The following is a 17,636-nucleotide window of genomic DNA, read 5'->3' on the forward strand; positions in this document are numbered from 1 at the left end:
CACCGCCCGCGCGCCGCGCAGTCCGATGTGCAGGTTCCGGAACAGGCAATCCTCCCGCATCCGCAGGAGAGGCCGGAACCGCACAGGAGGCGCCATGCGTCGTTTGCTTTCCTTGCTGATCCTCGTCCTGCCGTTGTCGGCCTGCGTGGTCTACGACCGCGACGACCACCGGTATCGTCCCGACTACCGCTACGAGCGCTATCACGACCGTGACCGTGACAACCGCGGGCGCGACTGGAACCGTACCTGGCAGGAGCGCCGCGACGACGCTCGCTGGCGCTGAGCCTCAGGTGGCGGCGAAGCGCCGGTCCTGTTCCAGCACCCGCTCGACGAACACTGCCGCGGCCGGCGACAGGCTGCGGCCGGCACGGCTGACCAGACCGTAGGCGGAGCCCTTGGCGCGGGCGGGCTCGGCGCCGGCGGGCCAGGGCAGCAGCGCCAGGCGGCCGGCCTCGACGTCGGCGGCAACCACGTCCCAGGGCGCCAGGCTGATCAGCTCGCTGGAGCCGACCAGGCCCTTGAGCATTAGCACGTCGTCGCACTGTATGCCGAGCGGTTCGTCGCGTTGCAGCAGGCGCGCCAGGTCGCCGCGGACTTCCGCGGGCAGACGCGGGCCGGCCAGCGGGTAATCGGCCAATTGCCCGGCGCTCGGCCGCTCCAGACCCAGCAGCGGATGGCCGGGGCGGCAGAAGAGTACGCCGGGATGCTCGCGTAGCGGGTGGATGCGCAACTGCGGATCGCCTTGCAGCTCGCGGATATCGGCGACGAAGAGTTCGACGGCGTCATCCAGCAGGCGCTGGCGCAGGGTCTGCCAGTCCTCGATGAGCAGTGCGACGCGCACGCGTGGGTGGGCGCTGGAGAAACTGGCCAGTGCCTCGGGCAACAGCCGTGCGGCGGGGAAGGGACCGCCGCCCAGGCGTAGCTCGCCGCTGTCGAGATTGCCCAGTTGGCTTACCGCGTTGTGCAGTGCGCGATGCCCGGCCAGCAGGCGCCGAGCGTGTTCCAGCACCAGCCGGCCGTGGGCCGTGAGGGCCACGCCGCGGCTGCCGCGCTCCACCAGGGTGCAACCCAACTGTCCCTCCAGCGCCTGGATGCTGCGGGACAGCGCCGGCTGGCTGAGATTCACCGCTTCGGCGGCGCGGGCATAGTGGCCGTGCTCGGCGAGGGCGACGAAGTGGCGGAACTGGCGTAGATCGCTCATGCGGACTCCGCATCGAATGTGGACCTGGAATGCATTGGAATTATTGTCGTGCCGCTCGGCATAGTGCCAGCCGAACCTCACAACAATAAAACGGAGCATCCGATGAGCCGTCTGCTCGCACTCCTGGCGCTCGCCCCGCTACTCGCCGGCGCCGCCGAACCCTCCGCGTCCAAGCCGCCCAGCGCCTTCACCGTCGAGGCCCAGCGGCGGGTCGAAGCGGAATTGCCGTTCGCCGACCGTGCCGACTTCGAGCGCGCCGAACGCGGCCTGATCCGGCGCCCGGAGCGGGTGCTCATCCGCAACCCCGACGGCAGCGTCGCCTGGCAGCTCGGCGGCTACGACTTCCTCCTCGACGGCAAGCCCCGCGACAGCATCAATCCCAGCCTGCAACGCCAGGCCCTGCTCAATCTCAAGTACGGCCTGTTCGAGGTTGCCGAGGGTATCTACCAGGTGCGCGGCTTCGACCTGGCCAACATCACCTTCATCCGCGGCGACAGCGGCTGGATCGTGGTCGACACCCTGACCACCCCGGCCACCGCCAGGGCGGCCTACGAGCTGGTCAGCCGCGAGCTGGGCGAGAGGCCGATCCGTACGGTGATCTACAGCCACGCCCACGCCGATCACTTTGGAGGCGTGCGCGGTCTGGTCGAGCCGCAGCAGGTCGCCAGCGGCGCGGTGCAGATCATCGCTCCGGCCGGCTTCATGGAGGCGGCGATCAAGGAGAACGTCCTGGCCGGCAACGCCATGATGCGCCGCGCCACCTACCAGTACGGCACGCAACTGCCCAAGGGGCCGCAGGGGCAGGTCGACATGGCCATCGGCAAGGGATTGGCGCGCGGACCGCTGAGCCTGCTGGCGCCGACCCGCCTGATCGAAGGCGAGGGCGAGGACCTGGTGCTGGACGGCGTGCCGTTCACCTTCCAGAACACGCCGGGCACCGAGTCGCCGGCGGAGATGAACATCTGGCTGCCGCGGCAGAAGGCCCTGCTGATGGCCGAGAACGTGGTCGGTACCCTGCACAACCTGTATACCCTGCGGGGCGCCGAGGTACGTGATGCGCTGGGCTGGAGCAAGTACATCAACCAGGCGCTGCATCGTTTCGGCAGGCAGGCCGAGGTGATGTTCGCAGTGCACAACTGGCCGCGCTGGGGCAACGCGGAGATCGTCGAGGTGCTGGAAAAGCAGCGTGACCTGTACGGCTTCCTGCACGACCAGACCCTGCACCTGGCCAACCAGGGCGTGACCATCGGCCAGGTGCACAACCGCCTGCGCCTGCCGCCCAGCCTCGACCAGGAATGGTACGACCGCGGCTACCACGGCTCGGTCAGCCATAACGCACGGGCCGTGCTGAACCGCTACCTGGGCTACTACGACGGCAACCCGGCGAGCCTCGACCCGCTCAGCCCGGAGGACTCGGCGGGCCGCTACGTGGAATACATGGGCGGCGCCGAGCGCCTGCTGGAGCAAGCGCGGGCGTCGTACGCCAGGGGCGAGTACCGCTGGGTGGTCGAGGTGGTCAACAGGCTGGTCTTCGCCGAGCCGGATAACCGGGCCGCGCGCGAGCTGCAGGCCGATGCCCTGGAGCAGCTCGGCTACCAGGCGGAGAACGCCGGCTGGCGCAACAGCTACCTCAGCGCCGCCTACGAACTGCGCCACGGCGTACCGCGCGACCAGCCGACGATGAAGGCCGGCAGCGCCGATGCCCTGGCGGCGATGGACACCGGCCTGCTGTTCGACTATCTCGGCGTGCGCCTGGACGCCGGCGCTGCGGAAGGCAAGGCGCTGAGCATCAACCTGCGCCTGCCGGACATCGGCGAGAACTACCTGCTGGAACTGAAGAACTCGCACCTGAACAACCTGCGCGGCGTGCAGAGCGAGGACGCCGGGCAGACCGTGAGCATCGACCGCGCCGATCTCAACCGGCTGCTGCTCAAGGAGGTATCGGCGGTACGCCTGGTCTTCGAGGGCAAACTGAAGAGTTCCGGCAATCCGCTGTTGCTGGGGCAACTGTTCGGCATGCTCGGCGACTTCGACTTCTGGTTCGATATCGTCACGCCGGCGGCGAAGTCCGAAGGCTGACGACGAAGGCGCCCGAGAGGGGCGCCTGGTCTTTTCAGTAGGCCACGGTGAAGCGCTGGCGATGATGACGGGGCTGCTCGGCCTCGTCGAGCATGGCTACCGCCAGGTCTTCCAGGGAAATCCGGCTCTCGCCCTTGGCGTCGAACAGGACCTGGTCGCCGCCGAGGCGGAACTTGCCGCTGCGCTGGCCGGGTTCGAGGAGCATCGCCGGGCTGAGGAACACCCAGTCCAGTCGTTGCTCGCCGCGCAGTTGGTCGAGGGCGTCGGCGGCGCCGAGGGCGCCCTGTTTCCACTGCTCGGGGAATTCCGGGCTGTCCACCAGGCGCTGGCCGGGGGCGATCTCCAGGCTCCCGGCGCCGCCGAGAACCAGCAGGCGCGGCACGCCGGAGCGTTTCACGCCGTCGAGAATGGCCTGGCTGCCGGCGGCGTGGCGGGCGCGGAGGTCGGCGCTGCCCCAGCCGCCGTTGAAAGCGCTGATGACCACCTCGTGGCCTGCCACGGCGCTGGCCACCTGGGCCGGGTCGCTGACGTCCGCCTGCACTACGCCGAGGCCGTCGCGCGCCGCCAGCTTGCTCGGGTCGCGGACCAGGGCGGTTACCGCGTGGCCGCGTTGCAGGGCTTCGTTGAGGAAATAGTGGCCGACGTGGCCGGTGGCGCCGATCAGGGCGATTTTCATGCTGCACCTTCCGTTCGAGAAATGCCGCAGAGCGGCGTCGATCAGCATCATCCGCCCTGCGCTCGCCGGGATAAACCGCTGCGAGGGGGATGCACTCGTTAGCCCAGCTTAATAATCAGACCTCCTCGCTGTCGCTCATCAGGGTCAGGCTGCGGGCCACGGCGAGGGCGATGAACAGGACGCCGATCACTCCTTCGCTGCCGGCCAGCAGGCGCGCCAGCGGGTTGATCGCCTGGATGTCGCCGTAGCCCACGGTGGTCAGGGTCACCAGGCTGTAGTAGACGAAGGTATCCAGGCCGAGTGCGCCATGGCTGGCGATGAAGCTGGCAGGCTGCATCTGTTCGACCATGTAGTAGGCGAGAGCGAAGGCCAGCGCCATCTGCAGGTAGAGCGCGCAGAGTCCGTAGAGCAGCTCGTGGGTCACCGGGCGCTCCTGGGTGACGCGGCGGAACAGCGCGGCGAACAGGGTCAGATACAGCAGGATCAGGCTCAGCCCGCGCAGCAGGCCGGGCGGCAGGCTGGAGTAGGGACTGCTGAAGTCCGCAGTGGTGTACAGGGCCAGGCTGAACAGGCCGAAGAAGGCCGTCAGGTAGACCAGCGGACTGCGTCTGCGCAAAGTGTTCATCCCGGCCAGCACCAGCAGCAGGAGGCTGCCGAGCACCCGTGGCTTGGTGCTCGACGGCAAGCCGAGGATCGCCGTGAACAGCACGGTGGAAAAGAACAGCAGGCGGAAACGGTAACGCAGCAGCAGGGCGTTCAAGGCGGGCTCCTCGCATCGTCGAATCGACCAGCCTGGGCGCGGACCCGCCTGTCTGTCTATTGGCCTTGGGTCGGATCGAACAATTTCTGCACCACGGAAAAGTCCCGCTCCGCATAGCCCTGCTTCAGCAGCAGACGGTACAGGCTCAGCGCCAGGCTGCCCATCGGTGTGCTGCTGGCGCTGGCCTGGGCGGCTTCCTGGGCCAGCCCGAGGTCCTTGGCCATCAACTGGGCCATGAAGCCGCCGCTGTAGTCGCGCGACGCCGGAGCGTTCTCCATCACCCCCGGCCAGGGGTTGTAGACTTCCAGCGCCCAGTTGCCACCGGAGCTGCGGCGCATGATCTCGGCCAGCACCTTCGCGTCGAGGCCGTTGGCCACGCCCAGGGCCATGGCTTCTGCGGTACCGATCATCAGCACCGCGAGGAGCTGGTTGTTGCACACCTTGGCCACCTGGCCGGCGCCGTCGGGGCCGGCATGGAAGATGTTGCGACCCATGGCCTCGAACAGCGGCCGGGCCTTCTCCAGGGCTTCGTCGTCGCCGCCGACCATGAAGGTCAGGGTGCCGGCTGCCGCGCCGGCAGTGCCGCCGGACACCGGCGCGTCGAGCATCGCCAGGCCGCGCTCGCGGGCGGCGGCGTGGACCTTGCGCGCCGAGGTCGGGGCGATGGTCGAGCATTCCAGCACCAGGGTGCCGGGGGCGATGTGCGCGAGCAGGCCATCGTCGTCGAGGTACAGGCCTTCGACGTGCTGGCTGGCCGGCAGCATGCTGATGACCACGTCGGCGCCCTGCACCGCGTCGCGGGCGCTGCGGGCGGCGCCGGCGCCGGCGGCGACCAGGCCGTCGACGGCGCTCTGCACCAGGTCGAAGACGTTCAGCAGGTAGCCGGCCTTGAGCAGGTTGGTGGCCATCGGCGCGCCCATGTGGCCGAGGCCGATGAAGGCGATCTGTTTCATGGAGCTCCTCCTGTGGCGGCCGCGAGGCCTCTTGGGGATGCTGTGAAACAGCTTAGACGCTATGGACGTGGCGGGCCCGCGCCCTCCTTCGGCAGAGGGCGGCGCGGCGGATCAGAGCCCCGCCAGCGGATGCTCGCCCTCCCAGGTCGGCTCGAAGTGCGCCTCGATCACCGTCTGCGGGATCGATTCCACCTGCGGCCAATGCCAGTTCGGTGCGTTGTCGCGATCGATCAGCCTTGCGCGTACCCCCTCGGCGAAGTCCGGATGGCGCGTGCAGTTCAGGCTCATGGCGTATTCCAGGCGGAACACCTCGGCCAGCGACAGGTAGCGCGCACGCTCGATCTGCTGCCAGACCAGATGCGCGGTCATCGGGCAGCCCTCGGCCAGGGTCTTCGCGCCACGCGCAAGCAGCGGGTCGGCGTCGTCGCGCAGCGCCACCAGCGCCTGCCAGGCGCTCGCCAGGTCCGGCTGGTCGAGCAGTGCGTCCAGGCGCGGCCGGCGCGGGAGCAACTGGGCCTCCGGCAGTTCGCCGCGGGCCTCGTGTTCGAGGGCGCGAAGCAGGCTGTGAAGTTGCACTTGGGGCGACTCGTTCCAGTTCATCTGCACCAGGCCGGCGAGCAGGGCGTCCTGCTGGTCGTCGAGAAGGAAGCGGTCGGCCAGGTCGAGGTCGAGAGCGTCGCGGGCGTTCATCTGCGCCGCGCTCAGGCCGAGGAACAGGCCGAGCCTGCCGGGCAGGCGGGCGAGGAACCAGCTGGCGCCGACGTCCGGGTACAGGCCGATGCCGATCTCCGGCATCGCCAGGCGGCTGGACGGGGTGACGATGCGAATCCCGGCACCCTGCATCAGCCCCATGCCGCCGCCCATTACATAGCCGTGGGCCCAGCAGATGAAGGGTTTCGGGTAGGTGTGGATGCGGTAGTCGAGGCGGTATTCATCGGCGAAGAAGCGTCGCGCCAGGGCCGGTACCTCGCCGGGTTGCTCACGGCAGGCGTCCACCAGCTTGCGCACGTCGCCGCCGGCGCAAAAGGCCTTGGCGCCGTTGCCGCGCAACAGCACGCAGGCGATGCCGGCGTCCTCGGCCCAGGCGTCGAGTTTCGCCGCCAGGGCCTCGATCATCGGCAGGGACAGGGCGTTCAGGCTCTTTTCCGCATCCAGGGTGGCAATGCCGATGCGGAAGCCATGCAGGCTCGGGCGTTCTTCGAAAAGCACGTTCATGTCGGGGCTCTCGGCTCGGGCGGGCTGTGGCGCAGCCCGCCGGGTTCGATGGGAAGGCTCAGCAGTTGCGCCACTTGGGATCGCGCTTCTCGAGGAAGGCGTTGACCCCTTCGCGGGTGTCCTGGGCGTCGAACAGATCGACGAAGCGCTCGCGCTCCTCCGGCAGCCAGGTGTTCGGCGCGCGTTCGCGGGCACCCTGGATCAGCGGCTTGATGGTGCGGATCGCCACCGGGCTCTGGCGTGCCACCTTGGCCGCCAGCAGCAGGGCGGCGCCGCGCGCCTCGCCGCTGTCCACCACCTGTTCGACCAGGCCGATGCGCAGGGCGGTTTCCGCATCCACCCGCTCGTTGCAGAGGATCATCCGCTTGGCCCAGCCTTCGCCCACCAGCCAGGGCAGCGCCTGGGTCCCGCCGGCGCAGGGCAGCAGGCCCACCGCGGCCTCCGGGAGGGCCATCTGCGCCTGGCGCTCGGCGATGCGGATGTCGCAGGCGAGGGCGCACTCCAGGCCGCCGCCCATGGCGTAGCCGTTGATCGCCGCGATCGACACCCCACGGAAATCGCGCAGCGCCTCGAAGGCCTCGCCGAAGCGGCGGGCCATCTCGCGAGCGCGGGCCTTGTCGCCGTCGGCGAACATGTTCAGGTCGGCGCCGGCGGAGAAGAACTTCGGCCCCTGGCCGGTCACTACCAGGGCGTAGATATCGTCGTCGCGGTTGAGGTGCTCGATCAGTTGGCGCAGGCCGATCAGCGAGTCGCGGTCCCAGGTGTTGGCCGGCGGGTGGTTGATGGTGATCAGCGCGGTGTGCCCGTGCTTTTCCACGGTGAGCTTGTGGGTCAGGTCGAAGGAGGAAGCCTTGTAGGGTTCGACGGCAGTGTTCATGAAGTCCCTCACTGGATCATGGGCCGGGACGTCCCGGCACTATCGGATGCGATGGTTCGCGGCGTTCACAGCAGGCGATCGAGCATGCCGCCCTGCTCCAGCAGGCGGCGGGCGACGATCACCCGCATGATTTCGTTGGTGCCTTCGAGGATCTGGTGCACGCGGGTGTCGCGTACCCAGCGCTCCAGCGGATAATCGTTGAGATAGCCGTAGCCGCCGTGCAGTTGCAAGGCCTCGTTGCAGACATCGAAGCAGCGGTCGGTGGCGAAGCGCTTGGCCATTGCGCAGTACAGGGTCGCCTCGGCGTCGCCGCGGTCCAGCCGATGGGCGCCGAGGCGGACCATCTGGCGGCTGGCGGTGAGTTCGGTGAGCATGTCGGCGAGCTTGAACTGCAAGGCCTGGAAGGTCGCCAGCGGCTTGCCGAACTGCTCGCGCTCCTCGACGTAGCGCATCGACTGCTCCAGCGCCGCCTGGGCGGCGCCCAGGGAACAACTGGCGATGTTCAGGCGGCCGCCGTCGAGGCCTTTCATGGCATAGACGAAGCCCTGGCCCTCCGGGCCGATGCGGTTGCCGGCGGGGATGCGCACGCCTTCGAAGGTGATGGTGCGGGTCGGCTGCGCGCGCCAGCCCATCTTGTCCTCGTTGCGGCCGTAGCGGATGCCGGGCGCGTCGGCCGGCACCAGGAAGCAGGAGATGCCCCTGGCGCCGTCCTCGCCGGTGCGCGCCATGACGATCAGCACCTGGGTGCTGCCGGCGCCGGAAATGAAGCACTTGCTGCCGTCCAGCACGTATTCGTCGCCCTCGCGGCGGGCGCGGGTGCGCAGGCGCGCGGCGTCGGAGCCGGCATCGGGCTCGGTCAGGCAATAGGAGGCGAGCGACTCGCCGCCGATCAGGCCGGGCAGCCAGGCCTCCTTCAGCGCCGCGTCGCCGAACGAGGCGAGCATCCAGGCGGCCATGTTGTGGATGCTGATGTAGGCGGTAGTGGCCACGCAGCCGGCGGCCAGTTGCTCGAAGATCAGCGAAGTGGACAGCCGCGACAGGCCCAGGCCGCCGTCTTCCTCGGCGATGTACAGGCCGAGGTAGCCCTGTTCGGCGGCGGCGCGGAGGACTTCCACCGGGAAGTGATGGTCGCGGTCCCAGTCGGCCGCCTTCGGCGCCAGTTCGTGGCGGGCGAAGGCGCGGGCGCTCTCCACCAGCAGGCGTTGTTCTTCGGTGAGGTCGAAATCCATAGGTCCTCGGGTCACTTGAGATGGATGGTCATGTTCGGGCCGGCCGACGATTCGTCGGTCGTCGGTTCATCGTCGAACCAGCGGCTGGTGACGGTCTTGGTCTCGGTATAGAAGCGCACCGCCTGCTTGCCGTAGGCGTGCAGGTCGCCGTAGAAGGAGCCTTTCCAGCCGGTGAAGGAGAAGAACGGCAGCGGTACCGGGATCGGCACGTTGATCCCCACCTGGCCGACCTGCACCGCGTGCTGGTAGCGCCGAGCGGCGCCGCCGGAGCGGGTGAACAGGCTGGTGCCGTTGCCATAGGGATTGGCGTTGACCAGGGCAATCGCCTCTTCCAGGGTATCGACCTCCAGGCAAGCCAGCACCGGGCCGAAGATCTCCTCGCGGTACAGGCCCATCTTCGGCGTCACTGCGCGGAACAGGGTGGGACCGAGCCAGTTGCCGTTGGGATAGCCTTCGACCTGGCACTGCGAGCCGTCGAGCAGGCACTCGGCGCCTTCCGCCTTGCCTTCGGCGATCAGGCGCAGCACGCGCTGGCGCGCCTGCGGACTGATCAGCGGACCATAGGCGGCGTCCGGGTCCTGCCAGTGGCCGGGGCGCAGGGCGGCCATCCGCTCGGCCAGTTCGGGAATCCACTCGCGCGCCGCGCCGACGAACACCGCCGCGCTGATCGCCATGCAGCGCTGGCCGGCGGCGCCGCAACTGGCACCGACCAGGTTGCCGAGAACCTGGGCCTTGTTCGCGTCGGGGAGGATCACCATGTGGTTCTTCGCCCCGGCGAAGGCCTGCACCCGCTTCAGGTGCGCGGTGCCGGTGCGGTACACGTGCTGGCCGACGGCGACCGAGCCGACGAAGGAAATCGCCCGGATGTCCGGGTGGGTGAGGAGGGCATCGACCTGCTCGCGGCCGCCATGGATCACCTGCAGCACGCCCTTCGGCGCGCCGGCCTCGAGGAACAGCTCGGCGAGGCGATTGGGTGTCAGCGGATCCTGTTCGGAGGGCTTGAGGACGAAGGTGTTGCCGCAGGCGATGGCCAGCGGGAACATCCACAGCGGGATCATCGCCGGGAAATTGAACGGGGTGATCCCGGCGCACACGCCGAGGGGCTGGATCCAACTGGCGGTGTCGATCTCGCGGGCGACGTTTTCCACCGTCTCGCCCATCATCAGGCTGGCCACGTTGGCGGCGTGTTCGACCACCTCGATGCCGCGCCACACGTCGCCCTTGGCATCGGCGAGGTTCTTGCCAGTCTCCCGGGCCAGCAGTTCGCCGAGTTCGTCGTGGTGTTCCTTGAGCAGGTGCTGGTAGCGCAGCATCAACCGCGCTCGCTCGGGAGCCGGGACTTCGCGCCAGGTCTCGAAGGCGCGCTGGGCGCTGGCGATGGCCTGCTCGATCTCGTCGGCGGTGGCCTTCGGCGCCAGCGCGAGGACGTCCTGGGTCGCCGGATCGGTGACTTCGATCAGTTCGCGGGAACGGCTGCCGCGCCATTCGCCGTCGATCAGCTGGGGGATTGCCTTGGCCATGGTCGCCTCCGCTTCCCGGTGGACCGGGATGTTGTTTTGAGTCGTTATAGCCGGCCGCAAGCCGCCTGTGGATTGACGATCTTGCGCAAGGGATGGACGATCTTGGGATTCAGACTGCCGAGTCGCGTCGCCGTGAAGCGTTCCGTACAGACCTCCGCCTGGCCCCTGCCCAACCAGGGGGTGCGTTTCATCACGCCGCCCCGCCTGCGTCGCGCCCTGGCCCGCCATCCGCTCGGCCAGGCCTGCTACCCACTGGCCCTCGGTTACTACCCGGAGGCGCATGGCCACCACATGCAGCGGCGCGCGCCGGACGACCATCTGTTGATCTACTGCCGTGCCGGACGCGGCTGGCTGGAGTGCGCCGACGAGCGCGTCGAGGTCGGCGGCGGCGACCTGCTGGTCCTGCCCAAGGGCCTGGAACACGCCTACGGCGCCGACCCGCAGCGGCCCTGGAGCATCTACTGGGTACATTTCGAAGGCCTCCTGGCGGAGGACTTCCTGCGCCCGCTGGGCAGCGCTCCGCGCCTGCGCCTGGGCATGCAGCCGCGCCTGCTGGCGGAGTTCGACGCGCTGCTGGCGCTGCGCCGCCAGGGCCTCAGCCTGCCGCACTTCATCCATGCCGCGCACCTGTTGCAGGGCCTGCTCACCTCGCTGGCGGTGCGTCCGGCGCGGGCCAGCCTGAAATCCGGGCGGGTGCTGGACATCGACGCGGTGCAGGCGCTGATGCGCGCGCACCTGCACGACAGCCTCAACCTCGACGAGCTGGCGGCGCAGTTCAAGCTGTCGCGCTTCCATTTCGCCAAGACCTACCGCGCCCTGACCGGCCAGGCGCCGATCCAGGACTTCATCCAGATGAAGATGGCCCACGCCTGCCGCCTGCTCGACGAGGGCGCGCTGGAGGTACGGCAGATCGCCGAGCAGCTCGGCTACGCCGATCCCTATTACTTCTCGCGGCTGTTCCGCAAGGTGGTGGGCATGGCGCCCAGTCACTACCGGGCGCTGCACCAGGGCTAGTGCTCCGGGCATAATGCTGCCTCCGGCCCGTAGGCCGAGACCGACAAGGATCGTCGATGCGCAAACCCCTATCGCTCTACCACCCCTGGCTCTACTGGCTGCGGGTCTGGCAACGACGTCTCTGGCGGCACTGCCGCTGGCGTCTTGGCGGCCGTCGCTACGTGCGGCTGCCATCGGTCGACGAGCGCCTGCCGTACCGCTACATCAAGCACACCTCGAAGTTGATCCGCCGCCTCGGCGACAGCGACCTCGCCCTGCAACGCAACAAGGTGGTCAACCTGCGCCTGGCGGTGGACTGCATGAACGGCGTGCGCATCGGCCCCGGCGAGTACTTCTCGTTCTGCCGGCTGGTCGGTCGGCCCAGCGCCCGGCGTGGCTTCGTCGAAGGTATGGAGTTGTCCTTCGGCGAGGCGCGCAGCGGAATCGGCGGCGGCATCTGCCAACTGAGCAACCTGATCCACTGGATGGCCCTGCATTCGCCGCTGCGCGTGGTGGAGCGGGCCAACCACAGCTTCGACCCGTTTCCCGACGAGGGACGGATCCTGCCGTTCGGCTCGGGCGCGGCGATCTTCTACAACTTCATCGACCTGGTGCTGCACAATCCGACGGCGGATACCTTCCAGTTGCGCTTCCATATCGCCGCCCACCAACTGGAAGGCGAACTGCTGTGCAGCGCGCCGCGCCCTGTGCGCTACCACGTCTACGAGAGGGCCCAGCGTTTTGTCCGCGACGGCGAGGCAGTGCTGAGGCTCAACGAGATCTGGCGCGACATCCGGGAAAAGGGCCAGGCCGGCACCCTGCTGGCCAGCGAGTGCCTGTACCGCAACCGGGTGCGCGTGAAGTATCCGCTGGAAGAGGCCCGCCTGTCCCGAGATTGACAAGCGCGGCGCGCTTTTCTACGGTTCCGCGGCCACAGGCTGTCGGCGACCTTCTGAAAAAGGCCGGACGACTTTTTCAGTACCGAGACAGGGGGTTCCATGACCGATAACGACGACCGCATCAAGCTCGAGGCGAGCTGGAAGGAAGCGCTGCGCGAGGAATTCGACAAGCCCTACATGAAGCAACTGGGCGAGTTCCTGCGCCAGGAGAAAGCCGCCGGCAAGGCGATCTTCCCGCCCGGGCCGTTGATCTTCAACGCGCTGAACACCACGCCGCTGGAGAACGTCAAGGTGGTGATCATCGGCCAGGATCCCTACCACGGGCCGGGCCAGGCCCACGGCCTGTGCTTCTCGGTGCAGCCCGGCGTGCCGACGCCGCCGTCCTTGCAGAACATCTACAAGGAACTCAACCGCGACCTGAACATCCCGATTCCCAACAACGGCTACCTGCAGCGCTGGGCGGAGCAGGGCGTGCTGTTGCTCAACACCTCGCTGACCGTCGAGCAGGCCAAGGCCGGCTCCCACGCCAATGCCGGCTGGCAGCCGTTCACCGACCGCGTCATCGAGGTGGTCAACGAGCGTTGCGAGCGCCTGGTGTTCCTGCTCTGGGGCAGCCACGCGCAGAGCAAGCAGAAGCTGATCGACCCGCAGCGCCACCTGATCCTCAAGTCGGCGCACCCGTCGCCGTTGTCGGCCTACCGCGGTTTCCTCGGCAACGGTCACTTCAGCCGCACCAACAAGTTCCTCGAGCAGAACGGCAAGACGCCTATCGACTGGTCGCTGCCGGACCTCTGACCACTGTCGCCCAGCTCTTCACATGGCGGGCGCCGCTGTGTGCCCTCTGGCCGCGCGCGGAATAAAAAAGCCCGCACGAGGCGGGCTGGAAAACGCCACACATCCAGTGTGGCGGCGTGGCTCGATCAGCCGGCGCGCTTCCTCCAGTAGCGGAAGCACGGCTCGGCGAGGAACAGCACCAGCAATAGCCGCAGCACCTGCAGGGCGGTGACCAGCGGCACCGAGAGCTGCAAGGCTTCGGCGGTCAGGCTCAGCTCGGCGATGCCGCCGGGCATCATGCCGAGCATCAGCGACTGGTGGTCGAGGGTGGTCAGCCAGCCGAGCAACTCGGCGGCGAGCGCCGCGGCGAACATCATCCATAGCGTGCAGACCAGGGTGCGACTGACGAAGGCCGGAGCGCTGCGGAAGAAACTGCGGTTGAAATGGCAACCCAGGGCGCTGCCGATCAGCCATTGGCCAACGCCGCTGGAACCGGTCGGCAGGCCGATATGCAGGTCGAAGCCGAGGCTGACGCTGGCCGCCAGCAGCAGCGGGCCGAGCAGCCAGGGATTGGGTTGGCGCAACTTCTGCCAGCCCAGCGCGACCAGCGCCCCGGCCGGGAACAGCAGGGCCAGCCAGCGCCAGTCCACCGGCGCGGCCTGGTGCGGGCCCGGCTGGCCGCCGCCGAGCAGGTACTGGAACGCCGCCGGCACCAGCAGCACCACCAGCAACAGGCGCAGGCTCTGCGCTGCGGCGACGCGGCTGAGCACCGCGCCGTGGCGCTGCCCGAGGTTGACCATCTCGCTGGCGCCGCCGGGCATGCTGGCGAAGAACGCGGTGGCGCGGTCCTCGCCGCTGCGGCGCATGAAGGCGATCGCCAGTACGCTGGAAAGCGTGGTGACCACGGCGCCGAAAACGATGATCGCGCTGTGCGCCAGCACTTGCTCGATCACTGCCGGAGTGAAGTGCAGGCCGATGCCGATGCCGACGATCCATTGCCCGCACTTGCGTGCCCCCGGCACTTCGGCCAGCGGCAGGTCGGCCAGGCAGCGCACCAGCATCACCGCCAGCAGCGAGCCGATCATCCATGGCAGCGGCCAGCCGACCAGGCTTGCCAGCCAGCCGCCAAGGGCGCCGACCAACGGCGTCGCCCAGTACAGCCTCCAGGTGACGCGCTCAGGCATCGGCCAGCCCTGTCGTGCGACGGGCCGCGCGGCGGCGCCAGGCGCGGACCAGCGGCAACAGCAGCATCACCACCACCAGGGCCCAGGTCACCAGGCTGATCGGGCTCGACCAGAGGATGCCCAGTTCGCCGTTGGAGATCGACAGCGCGCGGCGCAGGTTCTGTTCCATCAGCCCGCCGAGGATGAAGCCCAGCAGCAGCGGCGAGAGCGGGAAGTCGAGCTTGCGCAGGATGTAGCCGAGCACGCCGATGCCGACCATCAGGAACAGGTCGAAGGTAGTCGCGTGCACGCCGTACACGCCGATCCCGGTGATGATCGCGATGGCCGGCACCAGGGCCCAGTTCGGCACCGCGAGGATGCGGGTGAACACACGGACCATCGGCACGTTGAGGATGATCAGCATGACGTTGGCGATGAACAGCGAGGCGATCAGGCCCCAGACGATGTCCGGTTGCTGCTGGAACAGCAGCGGGCCGGGAGTGATGTTGTACAGGGTCAGGGCGCCGATCATCACCGCGGTGGTGCCCGAGCCGGGCACGCCGAGGGTCAGCATCGGCACCATGGCGCCGCAGGCCGCGCCGCCAATGGCGGTCTCCGGGGCGGCGAGGCCACGCATGTCGCCCTTGCCGAACTCGCCCTTGGCGCCGGCCAGCTTCTTCTCGGTCATGTAGGCCACGGCGCTGGCCAGGGTCGCGCCGGCGCCGGGCAGCACGCCCATGACGAAGCCGAGCACGCCGCAGCGCAGGTTGACCAGGAATACGCTGGCGGCTTCCTTGAAGTTGAACATCATCCGCCCGGTGGCCTTGACCGCTTCCTGGCCGTGGTGGGTCTTTTCCAGCAACAGGAGAATCTCGCTGACCGAGAACAGACCCAGTACCAGGACCACGAACTGGATGCCGTCGGCGAGGTGGATGCTGTCCCCGGTGAAGCGGTACACGCCGCTGTTGGCGTCGATCCCGACGCAGGACAGGAACAGCCCGAGCAACGCCGCCAGCAGCGTCTTCAGTGGCTTGTCGCCGGCCATGCCGCCGAGGCAGACGATGGCGAAGACCATCAGTACGAAGTATTCCGCCGGACCGAAGGCGATCGCCCACTTGGCCAGCAGCGGGGCGAACAGGACCATCCCGCAGGTGGCGATGAAGGCGCCGATGAAGGAACTCCAGGCCGACAGCGACAGGGCCACGCCGGCCAGGCCCTTGCGTGCCATCGGGTAGCCGTCGAGGGTGGTCATCACGGTCGAGGCTTCGCCGGGGATGTTGAGCAGGATCGAGCTGATCCGCCCGCCGTACTCGCAGCCCAGGTACACGGCGGCGAGCAGGATCAGCGCGGTTTCCGGCGGCAGGCCCAGGGCGAAGGCCACCGGGATCAGCAGCGCGACGCCGTTGATCGGGCCGAGGCCCGGCAGCAGGCCGACGATAGTGCCGATCAGGGTGCCGATCAGCGCGGTGATCAGGTTGGTCGGGGTCATCGCGACGCCGAAGCCCTGGCCGAGGTAGTTCAAGGTTTCCATCGCGAAGTCCTCACAGCGGCAGGAAGTCGAGAACGCCCAGCGGCAGCGGGACGTCCAGGGCGCGGTCGAACAGCCAGTAGAGGCCGATCCCGAGCAGGCTCGCGGTGATCACCGCGGGCAGTGGCCGGGCGCCGTAGAGAATGGCCATGCAGGAGCCGACCAGGGCGGCGCTGAGGATGAAACCGAGCGCTTCGAACAGACCGGCGAACACCAGCAGCAGGGCGATGCAGGCGAGCACCTTGAGCAGCACGGCGCCGCTCAGCGGCTGTTCGTCCTCGGCGTGGCGAATCGGCGTCGGCCGCACGATCAACCAGGCCAGGCCGGCGCCCATCAGCGCCAGGCAGAGCAGCGGGTAGGCGCGCGGGCCGACCGGTTCGTAGGAAAACGGCGCCTGGTAACGCCAGCCGGCGACCGCCAGGCCGACGCAGGCGAGCAGCCAGAGCCCGGCGAACAGGCGCTGGTACAGGTTGGAACGGGTCATGGGACTATCCTCGTGGCGCGGCCGGGGCCCGGCCGCGCGCGGGCTGGCTTACTGGATCAGGCCGAAGTCCTTGGCCAGTTGCTTGTACTGCTGGACCTGCTGCTTCACGTAGCCGTCGAGTTCCTCGCCGGTCATGGCTAAGGGGAACAGCTCGCGCTGGTCGCGCAGCTTGGCGAAGTCCTCGGAGGCCAGCAGTTGGTCGAAGGCGTTCTTCCACCAGGCGTAGTCTTCGTCGCTGACCTTCGGCCCGAGGTAGAACCCGCGAACTACCGGCCAGACGATGTCGTAGCCCTGTTCCTTGGCGGTGGGGATGTTGGCCATCGCCGCCTCCGGCAGGCGTTCTTCGGAGAACACCGCGAGCAGGCGCATGTCGCCGCTGAGGATGTGCGGCATGGAGTCGGAAATGTCGGTGCTGCCGACCTGGATGTGCCCGCCGAGCAGCGCGGTGGCGATCTCGCCGCCGCCTTCCAGGGCCACGTAGCGCAGGTCGCGCGGATTGATCCCGGCGGCCTTGGCGATCAGCGCGGTCTGCATCCAGTCCTGGCTGCCGACGGTGCCGCCGGAGCCGATCACCACCTTGCTCGGGTCGGCCTTGAGCGCCTTCACCAGGTCGTCGAGGTTCTTGTAGGGCGAATCGGTGCGCACCGCGATGGCGCCGTAGCTGGTGCCGATGGCGGCCAGCCATTTCACCGCGTTCTCGTCGAAGCGGCCGAACTTGCCCTGGGCCAGGTTCAGCAGCGAGCCGCTGGAGAAGGCGGTGATGGTGCCGGCGTCGCCCGGGCGTTGGGCGACCACCGCGTTATAGGCGACCGCGCCGACGCCGCCGGGCATGTAGGTGACACGCATCGGCTTGCTCAGCAGCTTGGCCTCGACCAGGGCGCTCTGCGCCAGCTTGCAGGTGAGGTCGAAACCGCCGCCGGGGGACGCCGGGGCGATGCATTCGGGACGCTTGGGTTCGGCCACGGCGGCGCCGGCCAGCAGCAGGCCGGCGGCAACCAAGGCGAGGGGACGAAAAGACAGTTTCATCATCATCGGTGCTCCTGTGGAGTTCTTGTTCTGGCTTACCAGATCGGCAGGGTATAGCTGACGATCAGGCGGTTCTCATCGATGTCGCGGGTGAAATTGGAACGGAAGGTCGCGTTGCGCCAGCGGATTCCGAGGTTCTTCAGCGCGCCGCTCTGGAACACGTACTGCAGTTCGGTGTTGCGTTCCCATTCGCGGCCTTCGCCGCTCTGCCCGGCGAGTTCGACATTGTCGCCCTTGACGTAGCGGGTCATGAAGGTCA

Annotated in this window: 18 protein-coding genes; 5 read left to right on the plus strand and 13 right to left on the minus strand. The window is 68.4% G+C overall.

The features are described from left to right. Window positions 1–94: 94 nt before the first annotated feature. Entirely contained in the window at window positions 95–283 is a 189-nt protein-coding gene (locus HMPREF2581_RS10570; RefSeq protein WP_009315243.1) for a hypothetical protein, read from the plus strand. Between the two features lie 3 nt (window positions 284–286). On the opposite strand, the gene HMPREF2581_RS10575 is transcribed toward HMPREF2581_RS10570, so the two are convergent. Then, a complete protein-coding gene (locus HMPREF2581_RS10575) occupies window positions 287–1,201 on the minus strand; it encodes a LysR family transcriptional regulator (protein WP_003140956.1) in 915 nt (304 codons plus the stop codon). A gap of 102 nt (window positions 1,202–1,303) precedes the next feature. On the opposite strand from HMPREF2581_RS10575, the gene HMPREF2581_RS10580 reads away from it, so the two are divergent. Then, on the plus strand, window positions 1,304–3,280 hold the full coding sequence (locus HMPREF2581_RS10580; protein WP_003140954.1) for an alkyl/aryl-sulfatase: 1,977 nt from the start codon (window positions 1,304–1,306) through the stop codon (window positions 3,278–3,280). A gap of 34 nt (window positions 3,281–3,314) precedes the next feature. Here HMPREF2581_RS10580 and HMPREF2581_RS10585 read toward each other — a convergent pair whose 3' ends face one another. From HMPREF2581_RS10585 to HMPREF2581_RS10615, 7 genes are all read right to left on the minus strand, one after another. Further along, window positions 3,315–3,956 (minus strand): NAD(P)-dependent oxidoreductase, encoded by a 642-nt coding sequence (locus HMPREF2581_RS10585; protein WP_003098346.1) that lies wholly within the window; start codon window positions 3,954–3,956, stop codon window positions 3,315–3,317. Window positions 3,957–4,071: 115 nt separating this feature from the next. Beyond that, window positions 4,072–4,716: a potassium channel family protein gene (locus HMPREF2581_RS10590; protein ID WP_003085490.1), complete on the minus strand. Its 645-nt coding sequence runs from the start codon at window positions 4,714–4,716 to the stop codon at window positions 4,072–4,074. A 56-nt stretch (window positions 4,717–4,772) separates the two neighbouring features. After that, window positions 4,773–5,669 (minus strand): 3-hydroxyisobutyrate dehydrogenase, encoded by an 897-nt coding sequence (mmsB, locus tag HMPREF2581_RS10595; protein ID WP_003140952.1) that lies wholly within the window; start codon window positions 5,667–5,669, stop codon window positions 4,773–4,775. Between the two features lie 111 nt (window positions 5,670–5,780). Further along, complete coding sequence (locus tag HMPREF2581_RS10600) at window positions 5,781–6,884, minus strand: enoyl-CoA hydratase/isomerase family protein (protein ID WP_003140951.1); 1,104 nt, start codon at window positions 6,882–6,884, stop codon at window positions 5,781–5,783. 58 nt (window positions 6,885–6,942) lie between these two features. Next, complete coding sequence (locus tag HMPREF2581_RS10605) at window positions 6,943–7,761, minus strand: enoyl-CoA hydratase (RefSeq protein ID WP_003085498.1); 819 nt, start codon at window positions 7,759–7,761, stop codon at window positions 6,943–6,945. A 65-nt stretch (window positions 7,762–7,826) separates the two neighbouring features. Continuing rightward, window positions 7,827–8,990 (minus strand): isobutyryl-CoA dehydrogenase, encoded by a 1,164-nt coding sequence (locus HMPREF2581_RS10610; protein ID WP_003140948.1) that lies wholly within the window; start codon window positions 8,988–8,990, stop codon window positions 7,827–7,829. 11 nt (window positions 8,991–9,001) lie between these two features. Continuing rightward, window positions 9,002–10,510, minus strand: coding sequence for a CoA-acylating methylmalonate-semialdehyde dehydrogenase (locus HMPREF2581_RS10615; RefSeq protein ID WP_003085501.1), 1,509 nt, complete (start codon window positions 10,508–10,510; stop codon window positions 9,002–9,004). A 132-nt stretch (window positions 10,511–10,642) separates the two neighbouring features. Between HMPREF2581_RS10615 and HMPREF2581_RS10620 the strand changes: the two genes are divergently transcribed. The 3 genes from HMPREF2581_RS10620 to ung all read left to right on the plus strand — a co-directional run bounded on the left by HMPREF2581_RS10620 (window position 10,643) and on the right by ung (window position 13,197). Continuing rightward, entirely contained in the window at window positions 10,643–11,524 is an 882-nt protein-coding gene (locus tag HMPREF2581_RS10620; RefSeq protein ID WP_010793852.1) for an AraC family transcriptional regulator, read from the plus strand. A 56-nt stretch (window positions 11,525–11,580) separates the two neighbouring features. Continuing rightward, the gene (locus tag HMPREF2581_RS10625) at window positions 11,581–12,402 is read left to right on the plus strand and encodes a VanW family protein (protein ID WP_003085508.1); all 822 of its coding nucleotides are present in this window, start codon (window positions 11,581–11,583) and stop codon (window positions 12,400–12,402) included. Between the two features lie 99 nt (window positions 12,403–12,501). Next, entirely contained in the window at window positions 12,502–13,197 is a 696-nt protein-coding gene (ung, locus tag HMPREF2581_RS10630) for a uracil-DNA glycosylase (RefSeq protein WP_003085510.1), read from the plus strand. A gap of 125 nt (window positions 13,198–13,322) precedes the next feature. On the opposite strand, the gene HMPREF2581_RS10635 is transcribed toward ung, so the two are convergent. The 5 genes from HMPREF2581_RS10635 to HMPREF2581_RS10655 all read right to left on the minus strand — a co-directional run. Continuing rightward, window positions 13,323–14,360: an AbrB family transcriptional regulator gene (locus HMPREF2581_RS10635; protein WP_003140945.1), complete on the minus strand. Its 1,038-nt coding sequence runs from the start codon at window positions 14,358–14,360 to the stop codon at window positions 13,323–13,325. Next, window positions 14,353–15,870 (minus strand): tripartite tricarboxylate transporter permease, encoded by a 1,518-nt coding sequence (locus HMPREF2581_RS10640; RefSeq protein ID WP_003110251.1) that lies wholly within the window; start codon window positions 15,868–15,870, stop codon window positions 14,353–14,355. The genes HMPREF2581_RS10635 and HMPREF2581_RS10640 overlap by 8 nt, the downstream gene beginning before the upstream one ends. Window positions 15,871–15,880: 10 nt before the next feature. Then, window positions 15,881–16,351 (minus strand): tripartite tricarboxylate transporter TctB family protein, encoded by a 471-nt coding sequence (locus HMPREF2581_RS10645; RefSeq protein WP_003085516.1) that lies wholly within the window; start codon window positions 16,349–16,351, stop codon window positions 15,881–15,883. A gap of 48 nt (window positions 16,352–16,399) precedes the next feature. Continuing rightward, window positions 16,400–17,383 carry a tripartite tricarboxylate transporter substrate binding protein gene (locus HMPREF2581_RS10650; protein ID WP_083329333.1) on the minus strand — a complete coding sequence of 328 codons (984 nt, stop codon included), beginning with the start codon at window positions 17,381–17,383 and terminating at the stop codon, window positions 16,400–16,402. Between the two features lie 29 nt (window positions 17,384–17,412). After that, window positions 17,413–17,636, minus strand: a 224-nt coding sequence (locus HMPREF2581_RS10655) for an OprD family outer membrane porin (protein WP_049262889.1), incomplete at its 5' end; no start/stop codon positions are given.

Origin of the sequence: Pseudomonas sp. HMSC057H01, assembly GCF_001836405.1 — a bacterium.
GTDB classification, from domain to species: domain Bacteria; phylum Pseudomonadota; class Gammaproteobacteria; order Pseudomonadales; family Pseudomonadaceae; genus Pseudomonas; species Pseudomonas aeruginosa.